This is a genomic window from Plasticicumulans lactativorans, assembly GCF_004341245.1.
Lineage (GTDB): Bacteria > Pseudomonadota > Gammaproteobacteria > Competibacterales > Competibacteraceae > Plasticicumulans_A > Plasticicumulans_A lactativorans.
Map to the genome: position 1 here is coordinate 170,213 of NZ_SLWY01000008.1, position 22,829 is coordinate 193,041.

15 protein-coding genes and 1 riboswitch are annotated in these 22,829 nt (G+C 71.3%); of the genes, 2 read left to right on the plus strand and 13 right to left on the minus strand.

The features are described from left to right. Positions 1-183: 183 nt before the first annotated feature. From EV699_RS08650 to metE, 4 genes are all read right to left on the minus strand, one after another. Positions 184-1,641, minus strand: coding sequence for an ATP-binding protein (locus EV699_RS08650; protein ID WP_132541575.1), 1,458 nt, complete (start codon positions 1,639-1,641; stop codon positions 184-186). Between the two features lie 274 nt (positions 1,642-1,915). Next, positions 1,916-3,055, minus strand: a complete 1,140-nt coding sequence (locus EV699_RS08655) for a ribonucleotide-diphosphate reductase subunit beta (protein WP_132541578.1) — start codon at positions 3,053-3,055, stop codon at positions 1,916-1,918. Then, positions 3,052-5,805: a ribonucleoside-diphosphate reductase subunit alpha gene (locus EV699_RS08660; RefSeq protein ID WP_132541581.1), complete on the minus strand. Its 2,754-nt coding sequence runs from the start codon at positions 5,803-5,805 to the stop codon at positions 3,052-3,054. Before EV699_RS08660 ends, EV699_RS08655 begins: the two co-directional genes overlap by 4 nt. A gap of 127 nt (positions 5,806-5,932) precedes the next feature. Next, positions 5,933-6,140, minus strand: a riboswitch (cobalamin riboswitch). 21 nt (positions 6,141-6,161) lie between these two features. After that, positions 6,162-8,489, minus strand: a complete 2,328-nt coding sequence (metE, locus tag EV699_RS08665) for a 5-methyltetrahydropteroyltriglutamate--homocysteine S-methyltransferase (RefSeq protein WP_132541584.1) — start codon at positions 8,487-8,489, stop codon at positions 6,162-6,164. Between the two features lie 99 nt (positions 8,490-8,588). Here metE and EV699_RS08670 point away from each other — a divergent pair, with 99 nt between their 5' ends. Beyond that, complete coding sequence (locus EV699_RS08670; protein ID WP_132541587.1) at positions 8,589-9,527, plus strand: LysR family transcriptional regulator; 939 nt, start codon at positions 8,589-8,591, stop codon at positions 9,525-9,527. A 70-nt stretch (positions 9,528-9,597) separates the two neighbouring features. Here the strand turns inward: EV699_RS08670 and EV699_RS08675 are convergent, their stop codons facing one another. The 9 genes from EV699_RS08675 to EV699_RS08715 all read right to left on the minus strand — a co-directional run bounded on the left by EV699_RS08675 (position 9,598) and on the right by EV699_RS08715 (position 22,072). Then, complete coding sequence (locus EV699_RS08675; protein ID WP_165904082.1) at positions 9,598-15,411, minus strand: beta strand repeat-containing protein; 5,814 nt, start codon at positions 15,409-15,411, stop codon at positions 9,598-9,600. A 334-nt stretch (positions 15,412-15,745) separates the two neighbouring features. Further along, complete coding sequence (locus EV699_RS08680; protein WP_132541593.1) at positions 15,746-15,979, minus strand: thioredoxin family protein; 234 nt, start codon at positions 15,977-15,979, stop codon at positions 15,746-15,748. 17 nt (positions 15,980-15,996) lie between these two features. After that, a complete protein-coding gene (locus EV699_RS08685; RefSeq protein ID WP_132541596.1) occupies positions 15,997-17,427 on the minus strand; it encodes a permease in 1,431 nt (476 codons plus the stop codon). A gap of 30 nt (positions 17,428-17,457) precedes the next feature. Then, a complete protein-coding gene (gene arsB, locus EV699_RS08690; RefSeq protein WP_132541599.1) occupies positions 17,458-18,522 on the minus strand; it encodes an ACR3 family arsenite efflux transporter in 1,065 nt (354 codons plus the stop codon). 15 nt (positions 18,523-18,537) lie between these two features. Next, the gene (locus EV699_RS08695; protein ID WP_132541602.1) at positions 18,538-19,041 is read right to left on the minus strand and encodes an arsenate reductase ArsC; all 504 of its coding nucleotides are present in this window, start codon (positions 19,039-19,041) and stop codon (positions 18,538-18,540) included. A gap of 10 nt (positions 19,042-19,051) precedes the next feature. Continuing rightward, positions 19,052-19,567, minus strand: a complete 516-nt coding sequence (locus EV699_RS08700; protein ID WP_132541605.1) for an ArsI/CadI family heavy metal resistance metalloenzyme — start codon at positions 19,565-19,567, stop codon at positions 19,052-19,054. Positions 19,568-19,589: 22 nt separating this feature from the next. Further along, positions 19,590-19,913, minus strand: a complete 324-nt coding sequence (locus EV699_RS08705) for an ArsR/SmtB family transcription factor (protein WP_132541608.1) — start codon at positions 19,911-19,913, stop codon at positions 19,590-19,592. Positions 19,914-20,049: 136 nt separating this feature from the next. Then, positions 20,050-20,859 (minus strand): thymidylate synthase, encoded by an 810-nt coding sequence (locus EV699_RS08710; protein ID WP_132541611.1) that lies wholly within the window; start codon positions 20,857-20,859, stop codon positions 20,050-20,052. A gap of 4 nt (positions 20,860-20,863) precedes the next feature. Then, positions 20,864-22,072, minus strand: coding sequence for a class I SAM-dependent rRNA methyltransferase (locus EV699_RS08715; protein ID WP_132541614.1), 1,209 nt, complete (start codon positions 22,070-22,072; stop codon positions 20,864-20,866). A gap of 117 nt (positions 22,073-22,189) precedes the next feature. Between EV699_RS08715 and EV699_RS08720 the strand changes: the two genes are divergently transcribed. Beyond that, positions 22,190-22,759: an FHA domain-containing protein gene (locus tag EV699_RS08720; protein WP_165904083.1), complete on the plus strand. Its 570-nt coding sequence runs from the start codon at positions 22,190-22,192 to the stop codon at positions 22,757-22,759. Positions 22,760-22,829 lie beyond the last annotated feature (70 nt).

Sequence of the window (22,829 nt, forward strand, 5' to 3'; positions counted from 1 at the left end):
ACGACGCACCGCCGCCTCCCCGCACTCACCCCCTCGCCCGCTGTTACTCCCCTCTCCCCCGGGGAGAGGGGCCGGGGGTGAGGGTTCTTTCCGCCCCTACCCCTACCCCTGCCGTTGGCCCGTGCCGCCCGGCCGTTCGACCACCACGACGTAGTCATCGACCCGCACGCTCAATGGCGGCGTTCATGCGTCCTCGGCGTCGGGCTGGCGCAGTTCCGACGCCCCCATCCAGTAGCACAGCAGCGGTGCGGGGATGCGCATGATTCGGGTCACCGCCGCGCTGGCCGGGGGCAGTTCCGTCATCGGTCCGAAGTCATCGAGTGATTTGGTGACGACGTAGCCACGGGCGATGTCCTTCTGCGCACATAGCTCGATCAGCCCTTTCAACTCGCGCGCACCGGTGTGCTGGGCACGGTACTTGACCTCGAAGGGGATCAGCTGCTGACCGATCTCGGCCACCAGATCGACTTCGTGGCCCCGTTTGCCGTGCCAGTAGGTGAAGCGCACGTTACGGGCGTAGTAGCGGGCGAACAGGTGCTTGAAGACGGCGGTTTCGGTGGCCACACCCAGCAGGGCCGGGTCGTCGATCACGCCCTTGCCCTTGAGCAGTACCGCTGGCGCGATGGCGGCGTCGGCCAGGTAGATCTTGAAACGGCCCTTCAGTACGTCCTTGCCATAGCCGAAGGGTGGCAGGCGGTAGATCAGATGGCAGGCCTCCAGCAACTCGATGAAGTGCTGGGCGGTGGGGCGTTTGACTTCGAGGTTGCCGGACAGGTCGCTGATGTTGAGCAACCCGCCGTCGTGCATGCACAGGTAGAGGAAGGTGTGCTCCAGGTCCAGCACGCGGCGCACGCCGAACAGCGCCGTCATGTCGCGCTTGAGCACCTTGTCGATGATGTCCTCGCGCAGCAGGCGCTGCGCCTGGGTGATGCTCTCGACCTGCGCAGTCTGCGGGAAGCCGCCCCGGATCAGATACTCGTGAAAATGCCCGACATAGGGGGCGGCCAGTTCCCGTGCCCGGTAGAACCGCGGCTGCGGCCACTCGAACAGCTCGACGAGGCTCGCGAGCGGCGGCAGAAGCGGCAGTTGCAGTTGCTTGATCTGCAGGTATTCGTAGAACGACAGCGTGGTCAGCCGGATGGTGTGCCAGCGCCCCACGCCCGATTCCGGCTCGGTCTGCACCAGCGGCATGGCCGAGCCGGTGAAGACGATGCGGCGCTGCTTGTTGAAGTCGATCTGGTGTTTGACCCAGGTGCCCCAGTCGCGGATGAACTGCGCTTCGTCGAGAAACAGGTATTCCGGACCGTCAGCACGCGGTTCGCGCTCGCGCCAGGCCTCCAGCACGGCCTCGATGCCGGCCAGCTTGAGCAACGGATGGTCGAAGGTGGCGTAGAGGATGTTGGCCGAGGGCACACCCTGTTTGAGCAGGGCGTCGACCTGCTGCAGCAGCAGGGTCGTCTTGCCCACCTGCCGTGCCCCTGACACCAGAATCGCCCGATGGACGGGCGGGCTTGCGACCCAGCGGTCGAGTTCGCTCCAGGCGGCGCGCTTCCACGCCGGCAGGTCGGCAATCGGCTCACCCCGCCACCATGGATTGAAGGGGGACAGGACGGCGACGAGTTCTTTCCTTGAAACTTGCATGCGGTCGCTCCGGCATTTTCATGACTTTATTGTCATGTACACATGACAATAATCCATTCCTTTTGCAGAAAAACTCCGCTAACGGTGCAAGGTGCGCCGCGCTTCCCGTCCGGCCGGCGCTGCGTGGGCAGGCGCGCCGTCGACGCTCCTGCCCGCTATGCCGCGTGCTCCGCACGGCCGGCATCCCGGCCGGCCCGTTCGCAGTCAGTACTGCGCCCCCGCGGGGCGCAGCCTGGTCTCGACCGGGCCATTCGCCGCACGGCGGCCCGCCGGCTCAATCCCAGGCCAGTGCGCCGCCGGTCTGGTACTCGGTGACGCGGGTTTCGAAGAAGTTCTTCTCCTTGCGCAGGTTCACCTGCTCGTCGAGCCAGGGCAGCACGTTGGCCGCGCCGGGGAAGGGTTCGGCGAGGCCGAGCTGGCGGGCGCGGCGGTTGGCGACGAAGCGGAACTGGCCGAGGTGCAGCTCGGCGCTGTAGCCGAGGATGGGCTCGCGCAGCAGGTGGCGGGCGTAGGCGGCTTCGGTGGCGTCGGCTTCCTGCCACATCGCGGTGAGCGCGGCGGGGTCGAGCGTCAGCTGCTCCTCGCGCAGCAGTTGCCTGACCACGCGGATGCCGAAGGCGCAGTGCATGACCTCGTCGCGCATGATGTATTGCAGCTGCTCGGCGGTGCCCTTCATCAGCCCGCGCCGCTGCAGCGCGAAGATCGGCGAGAAACCGTTGTAGAACCAGCAGCCCTCGAACACCGCGGCGAAGAACAGGTAGGACAGCGCGAAGTCGTGCAGGTGTTCGCGCTCGGCGAGGTCGAAGCCCGGGCGCAGCACGGCGTCGAGGCGCCGGCTGGCGAGGGCGATCTTGGCGTGCAGCTCGGGCACCACGCGGTAGCGGTTGTAGATCTCGGCCTGGTCGAGCCCGAGCGTCTCGATGCAGTGCTGGTAGGTCCAGGTGTGCAGCGCCTCCTCGTAGACCTGCCGGGCCTGGTAGAGCTGCAGCTCGGGGGCGCTCATCTTCTCCATCACCGCGAGGCCGATGTTGCGCATCGCCAGCACGTCGGAGGTGGTCAGGTAGGCGAGCACGGTCTCGAACACGTGGCGCTCGGCCGGCGTCAGCCGGTGGTGGTAGTCGGTGACGTCCTGCGCCATGCCGATCTCGAGCGGCGTCCAGTGGTTCCTGTTGGCATTGAGGAAGAACTGCCAGGCCCAGGGGTAGCGGAACGGGGCGAGCTGGTTGATGTCGGCGCGGCCGTTGACGACGCGCTTGTCGGCCGCGGCCACCGGTGCCAGCGTCGCCGGCGCGGGCGGCACGGCGACGGCGGGTACCACCTGCGCCGCCACCGCTGCGGGCGGCATCGCGGGCACCGCCGCCGTCGCGGGTGCGGGCCGCTCGTCCCAGTCGGCGAACAGCTCCACGGCGCTCATTGGCAGGCCTCGCAGTCGGCGCCGTCGAGGCCGCAGGCGCGCGGCGCGGCCTCGGTCTCGGCCTGAACCGGCCCGGTGCGGGTGGCGGCGAGGGTGCGCAGGTAGTAGGTGGTCTTGAGGCCGCGACGCCAGGCGAGGCGGTAGAGCGCGTCGAGCTGGCGGCCGGAGGTGCCGGCGACGTAGAGGTTCAGCGACTGCGCCTGGTCGATCCACTTCTGGCGCCGCGCCGCGGCCTCGATCAGCCAGCTCGGGTCGATCTCGAAGGCGGTGGCGTAGAGCGCCTTGAGCTCGGCCGGCACGCGGTCGATGCGCCCGAGCGCGCCGTCGAAGTACTTGAGGTCGGCGATCATCACCTCGTCCCACAGCCCGCGGCGCTGCAGCTCGCGCACCAGGTCGGCGTTGACCACGGTGAACTCGCCCGACAGGTTCGATTTGACGTAGAGGTTCTGGTAGTCGGGCTCGATCGAGGCGCTGACGCCGACGATGTTGGAGATGGTCGCGGTGGGCGCGATCGCCACGCAGTTGGAGTTGCGCATGCCGACGGCGCGGATGCGCGCGCGCAGCGCCTCCCAGTCGAGGCTGCTGCCGGTGTCGACCTCGAGCTCGCCGGGCTCGCGCGCCGCGGCGAGGCGGGCGAGGCTGTCGGGCGGCAGCACGCCCTGCTCCCACAGGCTGCCGGCGAAGCTCGAATAGCGCCCGCGCTCCGCGGCGAGCTCGGTCGAGGCGCGGTAGGCGTGGTAGCAGAGGAGCTCCATCGAGCGGTCGGCGAACGCCACCGCGGCCTCGCTCGCGTAGGGGATGCCGAGCGCGTGCAGGCAGTCGGCGAAGCCCATGAGGCCGAGCCCGACCGGGCGGTGCCGCAGGTTGGCGCGGCGCGCCTTGGGGGTGGCGTAGAGGTTGGCGTCGATGACGTTGTCGAGCATGCGCATCGCGGTGGTGACGGTGCGCGCGAGCTTGTCGGCGTCGAGCTCACCGTCGCGCAGGTGGGCGCGCAGGTTCACCGAGCCGAGGTTGCACACCGCGGTCTCGGTGTCGGAGGTGTTCAGCGTGATCTCGGTGCAGAGGTTGGAGCTGTGCACCACGCCGGCGTGCTGCTGCGGCGAGCGCAGGTTGCAGGCGTCCTTGAAGGTGATCCACGGATGCCCGGTCTCGAACAGCATGGTCAGCATCTTGCGCCACAGCTGCTGCGCCGGCAGGCGCCGGAACAGGCGGATCTCGCCGCGGTCGGCGGCGGCCTCGCAGGCGGTGTAGGCGGCCTCGAAGTCGCGGCCGTAGCGCTCGTGCAGGTCGGGCACGTCGAGCGGCGAGAACAGCGTCCACTCGGCGTTGGCGGCGACGCGGCGCATGAACAGGTCGGGCACCCAGTTGGCGGTGTTCATGTCGTGGGTGCGGCGGCGCTCGTCGCCGGTGTTCTTGCGCAGCTCCAGGAACTCCTCGATGTCGAGGTGCCAGGTCTCGAGGTAGGCGCACACCGCGCCCTTGCGTTTTCCACCCTGGTTCACCGCCACCGCGGTGTCGTTGACCACCTTGAGGAAGGGGATCACGCCCTGGCTGAGGCCGTTGGTGCCGCGGATGCGCGAGCCCAGCGCGCGCACCGGGGTCCAGTCGTTGCCGAGGCCGCCGGCGTACTTCTGCAGCAGCGCGTTCTCCTTCACCGCCTGGTAGATGCTGTCGAGGTCGTCGGCGACGGTGCTCAGGTAGCACGACGACAGCTGCGGGTGGCGGGTGCCTGCGTTGAACAGCGTCGGCGTCGAGCACATGAAGTCGAACGCCGACAGCAGTTCGTAGAACGCGATCGCGCGCGCCTCGCGGTCGATCTCGCCGAGCGCGAGCCCCATCGCCACGCGCATGAAGAACACCTGCGGCAGCTCGATGCGGCGCTCGTCGACGTGCAGGAAGTAGCGGTCGTAGAGCGTCTGCAGGCCGAGGTAGCCGAACTGCAGGTCGCGCCCGGGGCACAGCGCCGCGGCCAGGCGCTCGAGGTCGAACTCGGCCAGGCACGGGTCGAGCCGCCCGGCGTCGATGCCGAGCTTCACGTAGCGCGGGAAGTACGCCGGGTAGTGCTCGGCCATCGCCGCCTGCGCGACCTCCTCGCCGAGCACCTCGCGGCGGATCGCGTGCAGTTGCAGGCGCGCGGCGACGCCGTCGTAGGCCGGCTCGCGCTCGATCAGCGTGCGCGCGGCGAGCACCAGCGCCTCGTGCACCGCGGCGGCGGGCACGCCGTCGTAGAGGCTGCGCAGCGCCTGCTCGACCACCGCCGCCGGCGCCACGCCCTCGCCGAGCCCGTCACAGGCCGCCGCCACGTGCGCGTGCAGCGCGACGCGGTCGAGCGGGCGGCGCTCGCCGCCGTCGAGCACGTGCAGCGGCGGCTCGGCCGCCGCCTGCTCGCGCACGGCACGCTCGGCGGCGCGCTTGTCGCGGTAGAGCACGTAGGCGCGCGCCACGTCGTGCTCGCCGGCGCGCATCAGCGCGAGTTCCACCTGGTCCTGGATGTCTTCGAGGCGCACCGCGCCGCCCGCCGGCAGGCGCCGCGCGAGCGCCGCGACCACCGCCGCGGTGAGCCGGGTGACCACCTCGCGCACGCGCGCCGAGGTGGCGCTGGGGCCGCCTTCGACGGCGACGAAGGCCTTGCTGATCGCCAGCGCGATGCGCGCGGCGTCGAACGCGACCACGCTGCCGTTGCGGCGGATCACCTCGAGCGCGGGCGCGGCGGTGGGCGGGACGGAGGGGTTGAGCGGGGTCTGGATCATCGGGGCTCCCTGGCCGTGGCGGGGCGGGGAGCCGGCGGGAAGGCGGCGCACACGGACGGCAGCGGGGCGCGAGCCCCTGGCGGCGGCGGTGGCCACGTTCCTCCGTGGGGACACCCCGCCCCAAGGAACACGCAAACGCACGCCGGCAGGTCTCCTGGCTCGCGGGTCGTCGTCGTGCGCCGGCCTTCCCGGTTGCCCAGTGGCTCGCTGGGGCGCTCGACTCGCCGCTCACAGTTGCGGGGGCAGCTCCGGCTTCGTGGCCGCCGTGGTGGCGAGCCTCACCGGATTCCCTTTTCATCCTCGCGGGGCGAGGAACCGTCGTGGCCGCGGACTATAGGGGCGGTGCGCCGCGGGCGTCAAACCTCGATCACTACATTTTGTAGTCGGCTCGCGGCCTGACCACTACCACTGGTATCCGCTTCGGCGAGCGCCTGCCGCACCGCGCGCGCCGCCGCGACCAGGTTGGCGAGCGCGGCCTCGACCTCGGGCCAGCCGCGGGTCTTCAGGCCGCAGTCGGGGTTGACCCACAGGCGCTCGGGCGGGATCGCCGCCGCGGCGCGCTCCAGCAGGCGGCGCATCGCCGCCACCGTCGGCACGCGCGGCGAGTGGATGTCGTAGACGCCGGGGCCGATCCCGTTCGGGTAGTCGAAGGCGCGGAAGGCGTCGAGCAGCTCCATGTCGGAACGCGCGGTCTCGATGGTGATGACGTCGGCGTCGAGCGCGGCGATGGCCGGCAGAATGTCGCCGAACTCCGAGTAGCACATGTGGGTGTGGATCTGCGTCGTCGGCGCGGCCCCCGCGGCGGCGATGCGGAACGCCCGCACCGCGGCGTCGAGCCAGGCGGCGCGCGCGGCGGCGGCGAGCGGCAGCCCCTCGCGGAACGCCGGCTCATCGATCTGGACGATGCGGATGCCGGCGCGTTCGAGGTCGGCGACCTCGTCGCGCAGCGCCAGCGCGAGCTGCGCCATCACCGTGGCAGCGTCCAGGTCCTCGCGGCAGAACGACCATTTCCACAGCGTCACCGGCCCGGTCAGCATGCCCTTGACCGGGCGCGCGCTGAGCGACTGCGCGTAGGCGCTCCAGCCCACCGTGATCGGCTCCGGGCGCTGCACGTCGCCGTGGATCAGCGGCGGCTTGACGCAGCGCGAGCCGTAGCTCTGCACCCAGCCGGCCGCGGTGGTGGCGACGCCGCGCAACTGCTCGCCGAAGTACTCGACCATGTCGTTGCGCTCGGGCTCGCCGTGCACCAGCACGTCGAGGCCCAGCGCCTCCTGGCGGGCGATGACCTCGCGGATCTCCGCACGCATGCGTTCGAGGTAGTCGAGGTGGCCGAGCGCGTGGCGCTTGAACGCCGCACGCGCGGCGCGCAGCGCCCCGGTCTGCGGGAACGAGCCGATCGTCGTGGTCGGCAGCGGCGGCAGGCCGAGCGCGGCCTGCTGCAGCGCGCGGCGCTCGGCGTAGGGCGCGCGGCGCTCGGCCGCGGCGGCGTCGAGCGCGGCCACCCGCCGCGCCACCGCGGGGCTGCGCGCATCCGCCAGCGTGGCGAGGCCGGCGCGCCCGGCACGCGCCGCCGCGAGCTCCGCGGCGACCGCGCTGGCGCCCTCGTCCAGTCCGCGCGCCAGCGTGCGCAGCTCGCCGAGCTTCTGCACCGCGAAGGCGAGCCCATCGCGCAGCGCCGGTGCCAGGCGGGTCTCGGCGGCGAGGTCCACCGGCACGTGCAGCAGCGAGCACGAGGCCGACAGCCACAGCCGCTCGCCGAGGCGCGCGTGCAGCGGCGCGAGGCGCTCGAGCAGCGCGGCGAGGTCGGCGCGCCAGACGTTGCGCCCGTCGATCACCCCGGCCGACAGCACCCGCGACGCCGGCCAGTCGGCGACGAAGGCATCGAGCTGCGCCGGGTCGCGCACCAGGTCGAGGTGCAGGCCGTCGACCGGCAGCGCGGCGAGCAGTTCGCGCTGCGCCGCGACGCCGCCGAAGTAGGTCGCCAGCAGCCGCCGTGGGCCGACGCCGGCGAGCGCCGCATAGACGTCGCGGCAGGCGGCGTGCCACTCGGGATCGAGGTCGAGCACGAGCGCCGGCTCGTCGAGCTGCACCCAGTCGACGCCGGCGGCGGCGAGCGCGGCGAGGATGCGCCGGTAGGCCGGCAGCAGGCGCGGCAGCCAGTCGAGCGAGCGGCCCGCGCCGCGGCGCACCTTGGCCAGGTACAGCAGCGTGACCGGCCCGAGCAGCACCGGCTTGACCGCGTGGCCCAGCGCCTGCGCCTCGCCGACCCAGCCGAGCAGCTCCGCGGCGCTGCCGGGGAAGTCGAGCTCCGGCGTCAGCTCCGGGACCAGGTAGTGGTAGTTGGTGTCGAACCACTTGGTCAGCTCCATCGCCGGCTGCGCGGCGCTGCCGCGGGCGCAGGCGAACAGCCCGGCGAGCCCGGCATCGCGGTTCTCGAAGCGCGTCGGCAGCGCGCCGAGCCAGGCCAGCGTCTGCAGCACGTGGTCGTACCAGGCGAAGTCGCCGACCGTGACCCGGTCGAGCCCGGCGTCGCGCTGTGCCTGCCACTGCGCGCGGCGCAGGTCGCGGCCGACGGCGTGCAGGCCGGCGGCGTCGAGTTCGCCGCGCCAGTGCGCTTCGAGTGCGAACTTGAGCTCGCGGTGCGCACCGATGCGGGGGAATCCGGGGACGTGGGTGACGCTCATCGTGCAGGCCCTGCGGCGTGGGAATAGGGCTTGCGATGATTCGGCGGCGCTCAATATGATTCAAATGATGGATTTTTCTGAACAACATGAGGCACATTCATGGCTTTGTCGCCACTCGAACTCCGCCACCTGCGCATGCTCGCCGCCCTGCGCGAGACCGGCAGCGTCTCGCGCGCCGCGCAGATGCTGTGCCTGACGCAGTCGGCGGTGTCGCACCAGCTGCGCGCGCTCGAGGAGCACTACGGCGCGGCGCTGTTCGAACGCAAGTCCAGCCCGCCGAGCTTCACGCCGGTCGGCAAGCGCCTGCTGCGCCTCGCCGACACCGTCGCCGCCGAGCTGCGCGCCACCGAGGCCGAGATCCAGCAGCTGGTCGGCGCCGGCGCCGGGCAGTTGCGGGTGGCGGTGGAGTGCCACACCTGCTTCGACTGGCTGATGCCGGCGATGGACCGCCTGCGCGAGCACTGGCCCGAGGTCGAGCTCGACCTGGTGTCGGGCTTCCACACCGAGCCGCTGGGGCTGCTGCGCAGCGACCGCGCCGAGCTGGTGATCCTGCACGAGCGCCCGGCCGACACCGACGTGGCGCTGCACCCGCTGTTCCGCTTCGAGATCCGCGCGCTGCTCGCGCGCGGCCACGCGCTCGCCGCCAGGCCCTGGCTGGAGCCGGCCGACTTCGCCGCCGAGACGCTGATCACCTACCCGGCGCCGGATGACATGATCGACGTGATCCGCCGCGTGCTGCGCCCCGCCGGGGTGTTCCCGCGGCGGCGCGACAGCGAGCTGACCGTCGCCATCGTGCAGCTGGTCGCCAGCCGCCGCGGCATCGCCGCGCTGCCCGGCTGGGCGGTGGCGGGCTACGTCGAGCGCGGCTACGTGGTCGAGCGGCCGATCGGCCCCGAGGGGCTCTTCGGCGAGCTCTACGCCGCCACGCTGCCGGCGGCCGCCACGCTGCCCTACGTGCAGGACTTCATCACGGTGATCCGCGAGACCAGCTTCCTGACGCTGCCCGGCATCCACCTGCTCGGCGGTGCCGACGGCTGAGGCGGGCAAAAAGAACGGTGCGGGCGGAGACTTCCTGCCTTCCGCGCCGCACCGGTCGGGCTGCCAAAAACTAGAAGCGATAGCCGAAGTTCAGTTCGAAGCCGTTGTCGCCGTCGGCACGGGTGAAGGTGACCCCCATGCTGACGTTCTCGCCCACCGCCTTGCCGACGCCGACGCGCGTGGTGACGGCGAAGCCGAGCTTCTGGAAGTTGTCGACGGCGAGGTCCGAGCCGTAATAGCGGGTGTCGGCCACCCACGCCGACCAGCGCGCGCCGCCGCCGAGCGGCGTGCCTTCGAGCGGGCCGCCGACCCGCAGCGCATTGCGCAGCGCGGTCTCGTGCAGGTTGTAACGGGCGTCGAGGTCGACCACGTCGCCACCGACCGAAGTGTAGTAGCCGAGCTGGTTGTCCATGCCGAACTCGTAGCGCCCGCCCGCGCCGAACTTGGTGCGGTAGTGGCTGGTCAGCGAGGCCGAGGCGAGCGAGCCGATGTGGTTGTAGTCGTCGTCGACCACCGTGCCCCAGCGCACGATCGGCTTGAGCTGCCAGTCCTCGTTCATCGGGATGCGCACGCCGCCGCCCACCGAGACGCTGTAGTCGCGCCGGTCGACGCCGTGGCCCTCGGTGGAGATGGTGGTGATCGGCATGTCGAGCAGCGCGGTCCAGCCGTTCGAAAGCTTCCAGCTGTACTGCAGCGGGAACTGCTCGTAGTGCTGGTTGAAGCCGTTCGACGAGAACTGGCCGTGGATGTAGTCGATGCCGGCGACACCCTGGGCGAAGCCGATCTCGGTGGGGTCGAGCAGGAAGCCCGCCGCCTCGTCCGACGAGACCATGCGCGCGATCAGGCTGGTCGGGTTGCCGCCGATCAGGTCGACCGGTGACAGTTCGGCGTTCTGGTTCGGCGTCGGGATGCCGAGCTGCACCGCGTTGGCGCTGTAGCTCGCGCTCGCGGCGAACAGCGGCAGCGACGAGACGACGTTGCTGAACTCCCCGGTGATGCCCTGGTCGGCGGTCAGCACGGTGTAGCTGGTGCCGGCCTTGAAGCCGCCGTCGACCGAACTGATCTGCACCGTGCCGCCGTTGATCTGCACCGTGCCGGTGGCGTGCACGAGGTCGGCGTTGCCGGCGCTGTCGACCTCGACGTGGAACACCGAACCCGACGCGAAGCTCACCGAGCCCACCGTCAGCGTGCCGATCGAGTTGCCGGGGTCGAGCATGCCGGCGACCGCGATCGCGCCGGGGACGGTGCCGACGCCGCCGAACACGCCGCCGCTGCCGACGCTCACCTGGCCGCCGAGCGTGCCGTTGACCGCCAGGCGGCCGGCGGTGACCTCGGTGAGCCCGGTGAACGCGCCGCTGTCGCCGCTCAGGCTGAAGGCGCCGTTGCCGCGCTTCTCGAACACGCCGCCGCCGGCGAGCGTGCCGGCGAAGCTGCCACCGCCGGCCACGTCGAGGACGAACCGCGATTCGCCGCCGATGAGGACGCCGCCGGCGCCGGCGAGCCCGCGCAGCGTCTGCTGGTTACCGCCGATCTCGACCCCGGCGCCGCTCGCCACGGTGACGCCGGCGCTGTTGGCGAGCACGTCATCACCGGTGAGTACCAGCGTGCCGGCATCGACGGCCACCGCGCCGCTGTAGCCGCTGCCGTTGCCGCTCAGCGCGAGGATGCCGCCGGCCACCGTCAGCGGCCCGCTGCCGCTGAAGCTGCCGGCGAGCGTCAGCGCACCGCTGCCGGCCTTGGTCAGCGGCGCACCGTCGAGGCCGTTGAGCGCACCGGAGAACACCGCCGACTCGCCCGGGTCGAGCGTCAGCGCCGCGCTGTAGTCGAGGCTGCCGGCACCGATGAGATCGTGCAGCGTCTGCCGGGTGCCGCCGGCGAGGACGCTGGCGCCGCTGGCGATGGCGAGCGTGCCGCTGCTGGCGAGCACGTCGTCGGCGGCGAGCACCAGGCTGCCGGCACTGACGACCACCGTGCCGGTGTAGCCGCTGCCACTGCCAGCCAGCGTCAGCGTGCCACCGGCCACCGTCAGCGGCCCGCTGCCGCTGAAGCTGCCGGCGAGCGTCAGCGCACCGGCGCCGGTCTTGGTCAGCGCCGCGCCACCGAGGCCGGTCAGCGCCCCGGAGAAGGTCGTCGTGCCGGCCTGGCCGAGCGTCAGCGCCGCGCTGTAATCGAGGCTGCCGGCACCGCTCAAGTCGTGCAGCGTCTGCCGGGTACCGCCGGCGAGGACGCTGGCGCCGCTGGCGATGGCGAGCGCGCTGCTGTTGGCGAGCACGTCGTTGCCGGTGAGCACCAGGCTGCCGCTGCTGACGCCGACCGCGCCGGTATAGCCGCTGCCACTGCCAGCCAGCGTCAGCGTGCCACCGGCCACCGTCAGCGGCCCGCTGCCGCTGAGGCTGCCGGCGAGCGTGAGCGCACCGGCGCCGGTCTTGGTCAGCGCCGCGCCACCGAGGCCGGTCAGCGCCCCGGAGAAGGTCGTCGTGCCGGCCTGGTCGAGCGTCAGCGCCGCGCTGTAGTCGAGGCTGCCGGCACCGCTCAGCTCGTGCAGCGTCTGCTGGGTACCGCCGGCGACGATCAGCGCGTCGGCGGCGATCGTCACCGAGGCGAGCGTCGCCAGCGCATCGTCCGCGCCCAGCGTCAGCTGCCCGCTCGCGACCTGCAGCGGACCGGTGAGCGTGAGCGGGCTGTCGAGGCGCAGCGCACCGATCTCCGTGACCAGGCTGCCGCTGCCGTTGATCGTGAGGCCGAACGTGCGCTCGCCTTCGGTCTGGCCCTGCAGGATCAGCACGCCGTCGGTGTGCACCGTGCCGGTACCCGAGACGTCGGCGAGCGTCTGCGTGGTGGTGGTGAGGTCGAGCAGCGCACCGGCGGCGACGCTGACGGCCTGGTTGCCGTCGAGCACGCCGTTCGCCGACGCCGTCAGTTGCAGCGTGCCGGCTTCGACCGCCAGGGTGTTGAAGCCGGGCAGGCTGCCGGCGAGCGTGAGCTGCGCCGGACCGAGCTTGCCGAGGGTTCCGGCACCGCCGCTGATGGCACCGGCGAACACCGTGTCGACGGTGTTCTCGAAGTAGAGATTGGCGCCGTCGACGGTGATGGTGCCGCTGCCGGTGACGTTGGGCAGCGTCTGCACCGTGCCGTCGGCGGCCAGCGTGGCGCCGCTGGCGATGTCGAGCCCGCCGGCGCTGGCGAGCGCATTGTCGGCGACGAGCGTCAAGGTGCCGCTCGCCACCGCCACGCTGCCGCTCAGCGTCGCCGGCGTCAGCAGGCTGGCATTCGGCGCCGCGAACACGAACTGCCCCGGGCCGGCCAGCTCGACCGCGAGCGCGGCGTTGCCGTTGCCGTCGCCGACGAAGGTCAGCTGCCCCGCGCTGCTGACACGCCCGCTGCCGGCGACGCTGCCGAGGGTCTGCGTGGAGGCGGCGAAGTCGAGCGTCGCGCCGGCGTCGACCTGCGGCGTGAAGCCACTCCCGAGCGACGCGAACACCTCGTCATGCGTCAGTTGCAGCGTGCCGGCGGCAACGCTGAGGCTGCCGAGCGACAGCGGCAGCGTGCCGCTCAGCGTCAGCATCGCCGCGCCGGTCTTGGTGATCGACAGCGCGGTGTCGTTCAGGTCGCCGCTGAACACGGTGTCGACGCTGTTGTCGAGCGTCAGCGCGGCGTTGAACAGGTCGATCGCGCCGCTGCCGCTCAGGTTGTGCAGCGTCTGCGCGATCGACGGCAGCGAGCCGGAGTGGATCTCGAGCACCGAGGCGGCGTCGAGCGTGACCGAACCGGCACTGGCGATGGCGTCGGTCGGGTTCAGCGACACGGTGGCGTTGACCAGCTGCACCGCACCCGTAAAGGTCGCAACGGTGTTGAGGTCGTAGAAGGCATTGCTGAACACCAGCGTGCCGCTGCCGCCGATCACCGGGTCGATCCCGGCGCCCGACGGCGAGGCGTCCAGCGTCAGCGTGCCGTTGACCAGCACGCTGCCGCCGCCCTGCAGGCCGGCGAGCGTCTGCTGCGCACCGGCGAGGTCGAGCGTGGCGCCGACCTCGACGAAGGGGGCGAGGTGGGCGGCGAGCACGTCGCTGCCGCTCAGGCGCAGCGTGCCCTGGTCGACTGTGAGCGTGGCCAGCACCGGCAGCGGCGCGGTCTGGTTCAGCGTCAGGGCGCCGGTGCCGGTCTTGGTCAGGTTGTCGATGCTGCCGCTCAGCGTGCCGTCGAACACCGTGTCGGTGGTGTTGGCGAGGGTCACGTCGATGACGTCGAAGCTCGCGCTGCCGCCGCCGCTCAGGTTGTTCAGCGTCGCCGTGTCGCCGGAGCTCGCGAGTTCGGCGCCGACGTCGATGGTGATGCTCGCGGCCGTGTCGAGCTGGTTGCCGCCCTGCGTGAGCGTGCCGCTCTCGACGGTGACCGGGCCGCTCAGGCCGTAGCTCGCCGCGGTGAGGTCGACGTCGCCGTTGCGCGTGAGCATCCCGCCGCCGCCGCTCAGCGCGGTGCCGACCGCGATCGGGCCGGCGTTGGCGTCGAACACGATCAGGCCGCCGGCACCGACGTTGACGCTGCCGCTGCCGGAGAGGCTGCCGAAGGTCTGCTGGGTGGCGCCGAGGTCGAGCGTGGCGCCCGAGGCGACCGTCACCACCACGTCGAACTCGGGCGCCTGGAAGCTCGCCGCGCCGGGCAGCGCGTCGTTGCTGCCGAGCACGAGGGTGCCGGCGTTCACCGCGAGGCTGCCGGCGCTGTAGAGGATGCCGTTCAGCGTCAGGCTGCCGCTGCCCTCCTTCACCAGCGCCGCCTCGCCCGAGCCGAAGTGGTCGCCGCTGAAGCTGGTGTCGGTGTCGTTGACGAAGGTGAGCGTGGGCGTGCCGAAGGCGAAGACGACGCCGCTGCCGCCGAAGTTGTGGAAGGTCTGGTCGCCGCCGGCGACGTCCAGCGCGCCGCCGTCGAGGGTCACGCGGCTCGCCGCGGCGATGGCGTCGGCGACGGTGAGCGTCAGCGTGCTGGACTGCACCAGGAGGCCGCCGGTGATCGCGAGCGGCGTGCCGAGGCTGAGGTCGCGCTGCACCGTGAAGTCGCCGCTGCCGGTCATCGTCGCGGCGAACGCCGGCAACGCCGCGGCGTCGGCGGTGAGCGTCAGCGTGCCGTCGACGTTCACGGTGCCGGTGCCGAGGATGCCGGCGAGGGTGTGGTTGCCGCTGCCGAGGTCGAGCGTGGCGCCGCTCGCCACCAGCGGGGCGGCGAAGCTCGGCAGGCTCGCGCCGGCGCCGAGCACCACGCTGCCGAGCGTGACGTTGAGCAGGCCGGTGGCGATGGCGGGGGGCGTGGCACCGCTGCCGCTGAGGCTGCCGTTCAGGGTCAGCGTGCCGCTGCCGATCTTGGTCAGCACCGCGTCGGGAGCGATGACGATGTTGCCGTCGAAGGTGCTGCCGCTGAGGTTGTCGAGCACCAGGCCGTTGCCGGTCTCGATCGTGAAGGCGCCGCTGAGCTCGTGCATCGTCACCACGGGGGCGACGTCGGGCACCTCCGGCACCAGGTCGAGGGTGCCGGCGAACGCCGCCATCGCGCCGGCGCTGATGTCGAACACGCCCGGCCCGGCGAGGGTCAGCGTGCCGGCGCCGCCGACCGGCCCCGAGAACGCGACGCTGTGGCCGGCATCGGGTACCGCGAAGGTGCCGCCGGCCGGATTGACGATGGTGATGCGCGAGTAGGTGGTGAAGCCTGGGCTCAGCGCGTTGATCCGCCCACCCTCGAAGAACACGATGTCGGTGGGTTCGGCGGCGACGTCGGTCTGGTCCGCGGCATCGATCGTCGAGTTGACGATGACGTTGGCGGCAAGCGCCGGCGCCGCCGCGAACACGCCGAGCAGGCCGAGGCCGCGGCCCGGCGCTACGAGGAAATCGGCCATCTCGACCCTGCGCATCAAGTCCGCCCCCCGAGGTCACGAAAAACTGTGACGAACTGTATCAGCGGATTCGCGGCTTGCACGTGAATTGCGCGTGTCCGCAGCCGCCCCGGACCGCAGCCGGCGCCCGGATCACCGGGCGATGGCGGTAGTCGGGCAGCCCGATGGGCGCGCGGCGGGAGGCGAAGACGTCGTCGAACGTCGGGTCGAGGTGCATCTGCGGCAGCGGCCGGTCGACCTGCTGCCGGTGGTCCAGGCAGGGGGCGGTCGGTCCGCATCAGCACCCCCGGCGCGAACGCGCAGGCCTGCACGCGCAGGTTGCGTGGGCAGCGCGTGGTCAAGTGCCCAGCCAGGCCAACAGTTCGTCCTTGCTCGGCATCCGCCCGGACACCTTGACCTCCTCATCCACGACCAGGGCCGGTGTCGCCATGATGGGGTAGGCCATGATTTCGTCCATGTCCTTCACGTGCTCGAAGGTGGCGTCGATGCCGAGTTCGGCCACGGCCTCGCGGGTCAGTTGCTCCAGGCGATTGCACTTCGCGCAGCCACTTCCCAGGATCTTGATCAGCATGAAGATGTTCTCCCGGTTCACGCCTTGCGGCGGGTTTCAATCACGTGCAGCGTGCCGACGATGAGGGCGACAAAGCCCGCCACCGCGGCTGCCAGCACTCCGAGCGGCATCCCGTTTATCCAGGCACCGTAGGTCAGGCCGGAAACGGTCGAGAACAGTGCCACCAGCCCCACGTAGCTCCAGGCCCGCAGCTTGCCGATGATGGCGGCGGTGATCAGGATGCTTTGCAGCGACAGTTCGGGGTCCGCCATCAGATAGGCGATCAGCGGCCCCGGGTGCATGCCCAGCGACAGGAACATCTTGGCGATGGGCACTTCGACCAGGGTCGGGAAGTACATGAAGACACCGAACACCACGCCGGCCAGATTGGCCAGGAGGGTGTTCTCGCCGGCCACCGTGCGAATCCACTCGGGCCGGATGAAGACGCGAATGACCCCGACCAGGAAGACGCCGAGCACCAGCAGCGGGAAGATCTGCTTCACGAACCGCCAGGTTTCCCAAAGCCACTGCCGGACATCCCAGGCATCGAAACGCCGCGCCAGCGGAACGAGGGCGAGGCAGAACGAGGCGACCGCCAGGGTCCTGCCCGTAATGGTCACTGCCAGGCCGGTAGCAACAACCCGAATTCCAAGAGCCGCGAAAACCAGCGTCAGGGCCGTCAGCCCCAGCGCTATCGGCGTAAAGCGGTTGAAACCCTCATCGGCCCTGCCCAGGCCCTTCCAGGCGAACGCGCCAATGCCGGCCAGCAGGCCGATCAGGATGGCGCCCTGCAGGCTGAGGCCTTCGGCGCCGACGGCTTCGTTGACCGGCACCCAGCGGTCGAGGGTTTGCTGGGCTGCCGCTGCGCCGCTCCAGTCGAGATCGATACCGAACAGGACGGCCGTGAGGAAATCGAGCTTCAAGGTCCCTGAAACCAGCAGTGCGACCAGCGCGCCGATGAACCCCAGGGTCTTGCCGGGGATTCCGTCGCCCCCGGCAAAGATCCGGGCGTCAGCGACACGGGCGACATCGGTCTCGCGGAAGACGATGGCCATGATCATGCCGATGCCGATGCCGAAGGAGAGCGCCAGCAGGATGCGGGCGATGGCGAACTCGGCGCCCAGGGCGACTCCGGTATAGGCCAGGGCCAGAATATTGGCGGCAGGGGCGAAGAACAGAAAGGTAACCGCCGGGCCGAGACCGGCCCCCTTTCTGTAGATGCCCGCGAACAGCGGCTGGATGGTGCAGGAGCAGACCGCCAGCAGGCTGCCGGCGCCTGCGGCTGCCGAGTAGGACTTCCACTTGGGCGCATCCGGCCCCAGGAAGCGGATGATGGACGGCTGCGGCACCAGGGCGGAGAGCGCGCCGGCAATGAAGAACGCCGGCACCAGGCAGAGCAGCACGTGGGCTGCCAGGTAGGAGGCCAGGCTGTCCAGGCCGCCCTGAAACGCGGTCATCACCCCGTCCATGTTCGACTCCCCACCGCTGCGGTGTCGCCGCTAGGTTGCTTCGTACCACGCCTTCGAGGCCTTCACGGCCCTAATCACCAGCAACATCGCCGGCACCTCGATGAGCACGCCCACCACCGTGGCCAGGGCCGCACCCGACTCGAAGCCGAAGAGGCTGATGGCGGCCGCCACCGCCAGCTCGAAGAAGTTGCTGGCGCCGATCAGCGCCGATGGGCACGCCACGTCGTGCGACTCGCCCAGGTGCCGGTTGAGCCCGTAGGCGAGCGCCGCATTGAAGAACACCTGGATCAGGATCGGCACGGCCAGCATCGCGATCACCAGCGGCTGCCCGAGCACCGCCTCGCCCTGGAAGGCGAAGAGCAGCACGAGGGTCGCCAGCAGCGCGGCGATGGACCACGGGCCGATCCTGGCGAGCAGCGCATCGAAGGCGGCCGTGCCCTGCCGCAGCAGGGCACGGCGCCAGCGCTGGGCCACGATGACCGGGATCACGATGTAGAGCACCACCGACGTGACCAGCGTGTCCCACGGCACGCTGATGGAGGACAGGCCCAGCAGCAGCGCGACGATGGGGGCGAAGGCGAACACCATGATGATGTCGTTGAGGGCAACCTGGGACAGCGTGAAGAGCGGGTGGCCGTTGGTCAGCCGGCTCCAGACGAACACCATGGCGGTGCAGGGGGCGGCGGCGAGCAGGATCAGGCCCGCGACGTAGCTGTCGAGCTGCCCGGCGGGCAGCCACGGGGCGAACACGTGGCGCACGAAGAGCCAGCCGAGCAGCGCCATCGAGAAGGGCTTCACGGCCCAGTTCACGAACAGGGTGACGCCGATGCCCTTCCAGTGGCGGCGCACCTGGTGCAGCGCGCCGAAGTCCACCTTCAGCAGCATCGGGATGATCATGACCCAGATCAGCAGCCCCACGGGCAGGTTCACCCGGGCCACCTCCAGGCGCCCGACGGCCTGGAACGGGCCGGGCAGCCATTGCCCCAGCACGACGCCGGTGACGATGCAGAGGCACACCCAGAGCGTGAGCCAGCGCTCGAAGGCGCTCAGCGGGGCCGCTTCGACGGCCGCTGCGGCGAGGGTCGACGTGTTCATGCGCGTGCCCCCGCGTCAGTTGCGGCCGATCGCGACGAGCGCCGCGTGCAGCGCCTCGCGGCCCATGCTCTCCAGCGGCAGGGCCAGCAGCTGCAGCATGCGGTAGCCGATGGCCTGGCGGGTCAGCTCGAAGGCGCGGCGCTTTCCCGCGTCCCCGCCCTCGACGCTGGACGGGTCGGGGTAGCCCCAGTGCACCTTGACCGGCTGGCCGCTGCCGCCGAAGAAGGCCGGGCAGGCTTCCGCCGCGGCGCTGTCGCACACGGTGATGACGATGCCCAGCGGCGGCGCGCCCGCGGTGGCGAACTCATCCCAGCTCTTGCTGCGCAGCGCCGCCGTGTCGATGCCGGCGTTCTGCAAGGCCTCGATCGCGAACGGATGGGTGCGCCCGCTGGGTGCGCTGCCGGCGCTGTGGGCGCGCACGTCGCGGCCGAGCCTGGCGGCCCAGTGGTTGAGCATGCCTTCCGCGAGCGCGCTGCGCGCGGAGTTGTGGGTACACAGGATCAGGACGTGGACGGTCACGGCGGGGCCTTCAGCAGCACGACGACGAGGGCTTCACCGGGATGGCCAGCGGCTTGCCGCGCGGCGCGCAGCAGGCGGCCTGCGCGGGCCCGGTGGCGGGGGTCGGGGGCGGTGCCGGCGTACCGCAGGTCGCGGTGGTCGCCTGCTCGCCTTCGCGGAACACCGGGATGTTCTCCAGCGTGTGGAAGTGCTCCCAGGCGATGCCCTGCGGGTCGGTGATCCAGTGCTTCTCGCTGCGGGCGTAGCAGCAGGTGGTTTCACCGTCGTCGAGCAGCGCCATGCCGGCGGCCTCGGCGCGGGCCTTCATCGCGGCCAGCTCCGCTGGGTCGTCGGTCTGGATGCCCAGGTGGTCGATGCCGGGCTGCGCGCCGCGCGTGGAGATGGCGAAGTTCACCGCCGGATCGTCGAGCATCCACTTCGCATAGTCGCGCGCCACCCGCGTCGGCTCGGCGGCGAAGAGCCGGGAGTAGAAGGCGATGCTCGTAGCCAGGTCATCGACGTGCAGGTGGACGTGGAAGCGTTTCATCGCGGGTTTCCTCCGGGATGCATCAGCAGTTGGGACAGTTCCTGGCCGCGGGCAGGCAGGCCTGGCCCTGGCAGCAGTTCTCGGTGAGGTAGGCCAGCAGCGCATTCATGCGCTCGAACGCGGCGCGGTAGATCAGGTAGCGCCCCTCGCGTTCCTGCGTCACGAGGCCGGCGTTGGCCAGCTCCTTGAGGTGGAACGACAGCGTCGAGGCCGGCACCTCCAGCGCCTCGGCGATGGCGCCGGGCGTCAGCCCCTCGGGGCCGGCCACCACCAGGGTGCGGAACACCTGCAGCCGGGCAGCTTGGGCCAGCGCGGCAAGGGCGCGAACGACATCTTTCTCTTCCATATTTCGACTATATTAGAAATATAATTGAAAGCAAGCGGCTGGATGCCAGCGCCGGCGTGTCAGCGATGCGCCGACGCCGGCATCCAGTGCTCCCGAGGGCAGCGTGAGGAAACGGCCCGCCGTCGTACGGCAGGCTTCAGACCGCGACCGGTGCGCGGATCGCCGGATGGTGGCAGTAGTCGAGCAGCTCGATGTGCTCGTAGCGGAAGGCGAAGAGGTCGTCGACCGTCGGGTCGAGGCGCAGCTGCGGCAGCGGCAGCGGCTCGCGCGTGAGCTGCAGGTCGACCTGCTGCAGGTGGTTCAGGTAGATGTGGCAGTCGCCACCGGTCCAGATGAACTCCCCTGGCGCGAAGCCGCAGACCTGCGCGAGCAACTGCGTGAGCAGCGCGTAGCTCGCGATGTTGAACGGCACGCCGAGGAACAGGTCGGCGCTGCGCTGGTAGAGCTGGCACGACAGCCGTGCCGGCCCGGCCGCCGCCGGCGCCACGTAGAACTGGAACAGCGCATGGCACGGCGGCAGCGCCATGTGCTCGATCTCGCCGACGTTCCAGGCGCTGACCAGCAGGCGCCGCGAATCGGGGTTGCGCCGCAGCTGCCCGATGAGCTGCGCGATCTGGTCGACGTGGCGGCCGTCCGCGGTCGGCCACGAGCGCCACTGGTGGCCGTAGACCGGCCCCAGCTCGCCGCTGGCGTCGGCCCACTCGTCCCAGATCGTCACTCCGTGCTCGCGCAGGTAGGCGACGTTGGTGTCGCCGCGCAGGAACCACAAGAGTTCGTGGGCGATGGACTTCCAGTGCACCTTCTTGGTGGTCACCAGCGGGAAGCCGGCGGCGAGGTCGAAGCGCATCTGGTGGCCGAACACGCTGAGCGTGCCGGTACCGGTGCGGTCGCGCTTCTCGGTGCCGTGTTCGCGCACGTGGCGCAGCAGGTCGAGGTAGGCGCGCATGGCGTCAGGCCGGCAGCACGCGGGCGTAGAACGCCTTGAGGTACTCGGTTTCCGGGATCGCCGGGTGCACCGGGTGGTCGGGCGCCTGCTGGCCGCGCTCCAGGAACTGCAGGCCGCGGTCGAGGTGGCGGCTGCCGGCGAGCAGCTCGCCGCCGAGCGCCTCGCGCGTCAGGTGGTGCGAGCACGAGCACGCCACCAGCAGGCCGTCGCGTTCGAGCAGCTGCATCGCCGCCTCGTTGATGCGCCGGTAGGCCAGCGTGCCTTCGGCGAGGTCCTTCTTGCGCTTGATGAAGGCCGGCGGGTCGACGACCACCACGTCGAAGCGCTGCCGCTCCTCGCGCAGCCCCTTGAGCACCTCGAAGGCGTCGCCGCGCAGCGCGCTCACCCGCCCGGCGACGCCGTTCAGCGCGGCGCTCGCGCCGACGTGTTCGAGCGCCGCGGCCGAGGCGTCGACGCAGATCACCTCGCGCGCGCCGCAGGTGGCGGCGTACACGCCCCAGGCGCCGACGTAGCTGAACACGTCGAGCACCCGCGCGCCGCCGCGCACGTACTTGGCGAGCCGCGCGCGGTTGTCCTGCTGGTCGTAGAACCAGCCGGTCTTCTGCCCGGCGGCGAGCGGCGCGACGAAGCGCACGCCGTTCTCCTCCAGCGTGACGGTGTCGGGCACCTGGCCCACCGCCTCGACGTAGGCCGGCAGCCCCTCCAGCTCGCGCACCGGGCTGTCGTTGCGCCACAGCACCGCGGCGGGCTTCAGCACCTTGTCGAGCGCCGCGAGCACCTCGGCCTTCATCACCTCCATGCCGGCGGTGGTGAGCTGCACCACGCAGACCTCGCCGAAGCGGTCGACGACGAGCCCCGGCAGGCCGTCGCCCTCGCCGTGCACCAGCCGGTAGTAGGGCGCCGGGTACAGGCGCTCGCGCAGGCCCAGCGCCACCTTGAGCCGGTGCACCAGCAGCGAGGCGTCGAACGGGTGCGCGGCGTCGCGGCTCACCAGCCGCGCGCAGATCAGCGAGTGCGGGTTGACGTAGCCGGTGCCGACCGGCTTGCCGCTGGAGGTCTGGATCTCGACCGGCGCGCCGGGCGCGAACGCGCCGAGCGGGGTCGCGGCGGTGTCGACCTCGTTGCTGTAGACCCACAGGTGGCCGGCGCGCAGGCGCCGCTCCTCCTGCTTCTTCAGGCGCAGCGGGGCGAAGGAGGAATCGGTGGGGGGCATGACGGCGCTCCGCAAAAAAGGCGTGGACTCTACCACCGGTGGCGTCCGGGGCAATCAATTCGCCGCGGCCGCATTATGCTTGAGGCGCCCGTCATCGCGTCCAGGAGGAAGTGCTCGATGCCCCCGAACAACCCGCCGCCGCCGCCGGGCGGCGATGCCACCGTGGTCCTGCGCCGCGCCACGCCGCCGATCGAACTGCCGCCCGCCGGCATCCTGCGCGGCGTCAGCGGCGACCTGTTCGGCAAGCAGTTCCCGATCCGCGAGCGGCTGCTGATCGGCCGCGACGAACGCTGCGACGTGGTCGTGCCCTACCCCGAGGTGTCGCGCCAGCACGTGCGCCTCGAAGTCCAGGGCGGCAAGGTGATTCTGCACGACCTCGGCTCGGCCAACGGCACGCTGGTCAACGGCACCCGCGTCAGCGTGACCGAACTCGTCAACGGCGACGACATCTCCTTTCACACCGTGCGCTTCCGCTTCGAGGTGCCCGGCGCGGCGGCGGCGCGCAGCCGCACCGAACCGCCGTCGTCGCTGCCGCCGGCCCCGCCGCGCACGCCGCCCGCCCCGGCAGCAGCCGCGCCCGCGGCGGCAGCGGCGGCGGGCAGCGCCCGCGGCACCCCGCCGCTGACCTGGCTGATCCTCGCCGTGGTGCTCGGCGTGCTGCTCGGCGTCGGGCTGCTGTTCATCTGACGCGCGGCGGCGCCGGGGTCCCCGGGTGCCGGGCGCCGGCCGGTGCCGGCGCCACACTCGCAACCTCCCC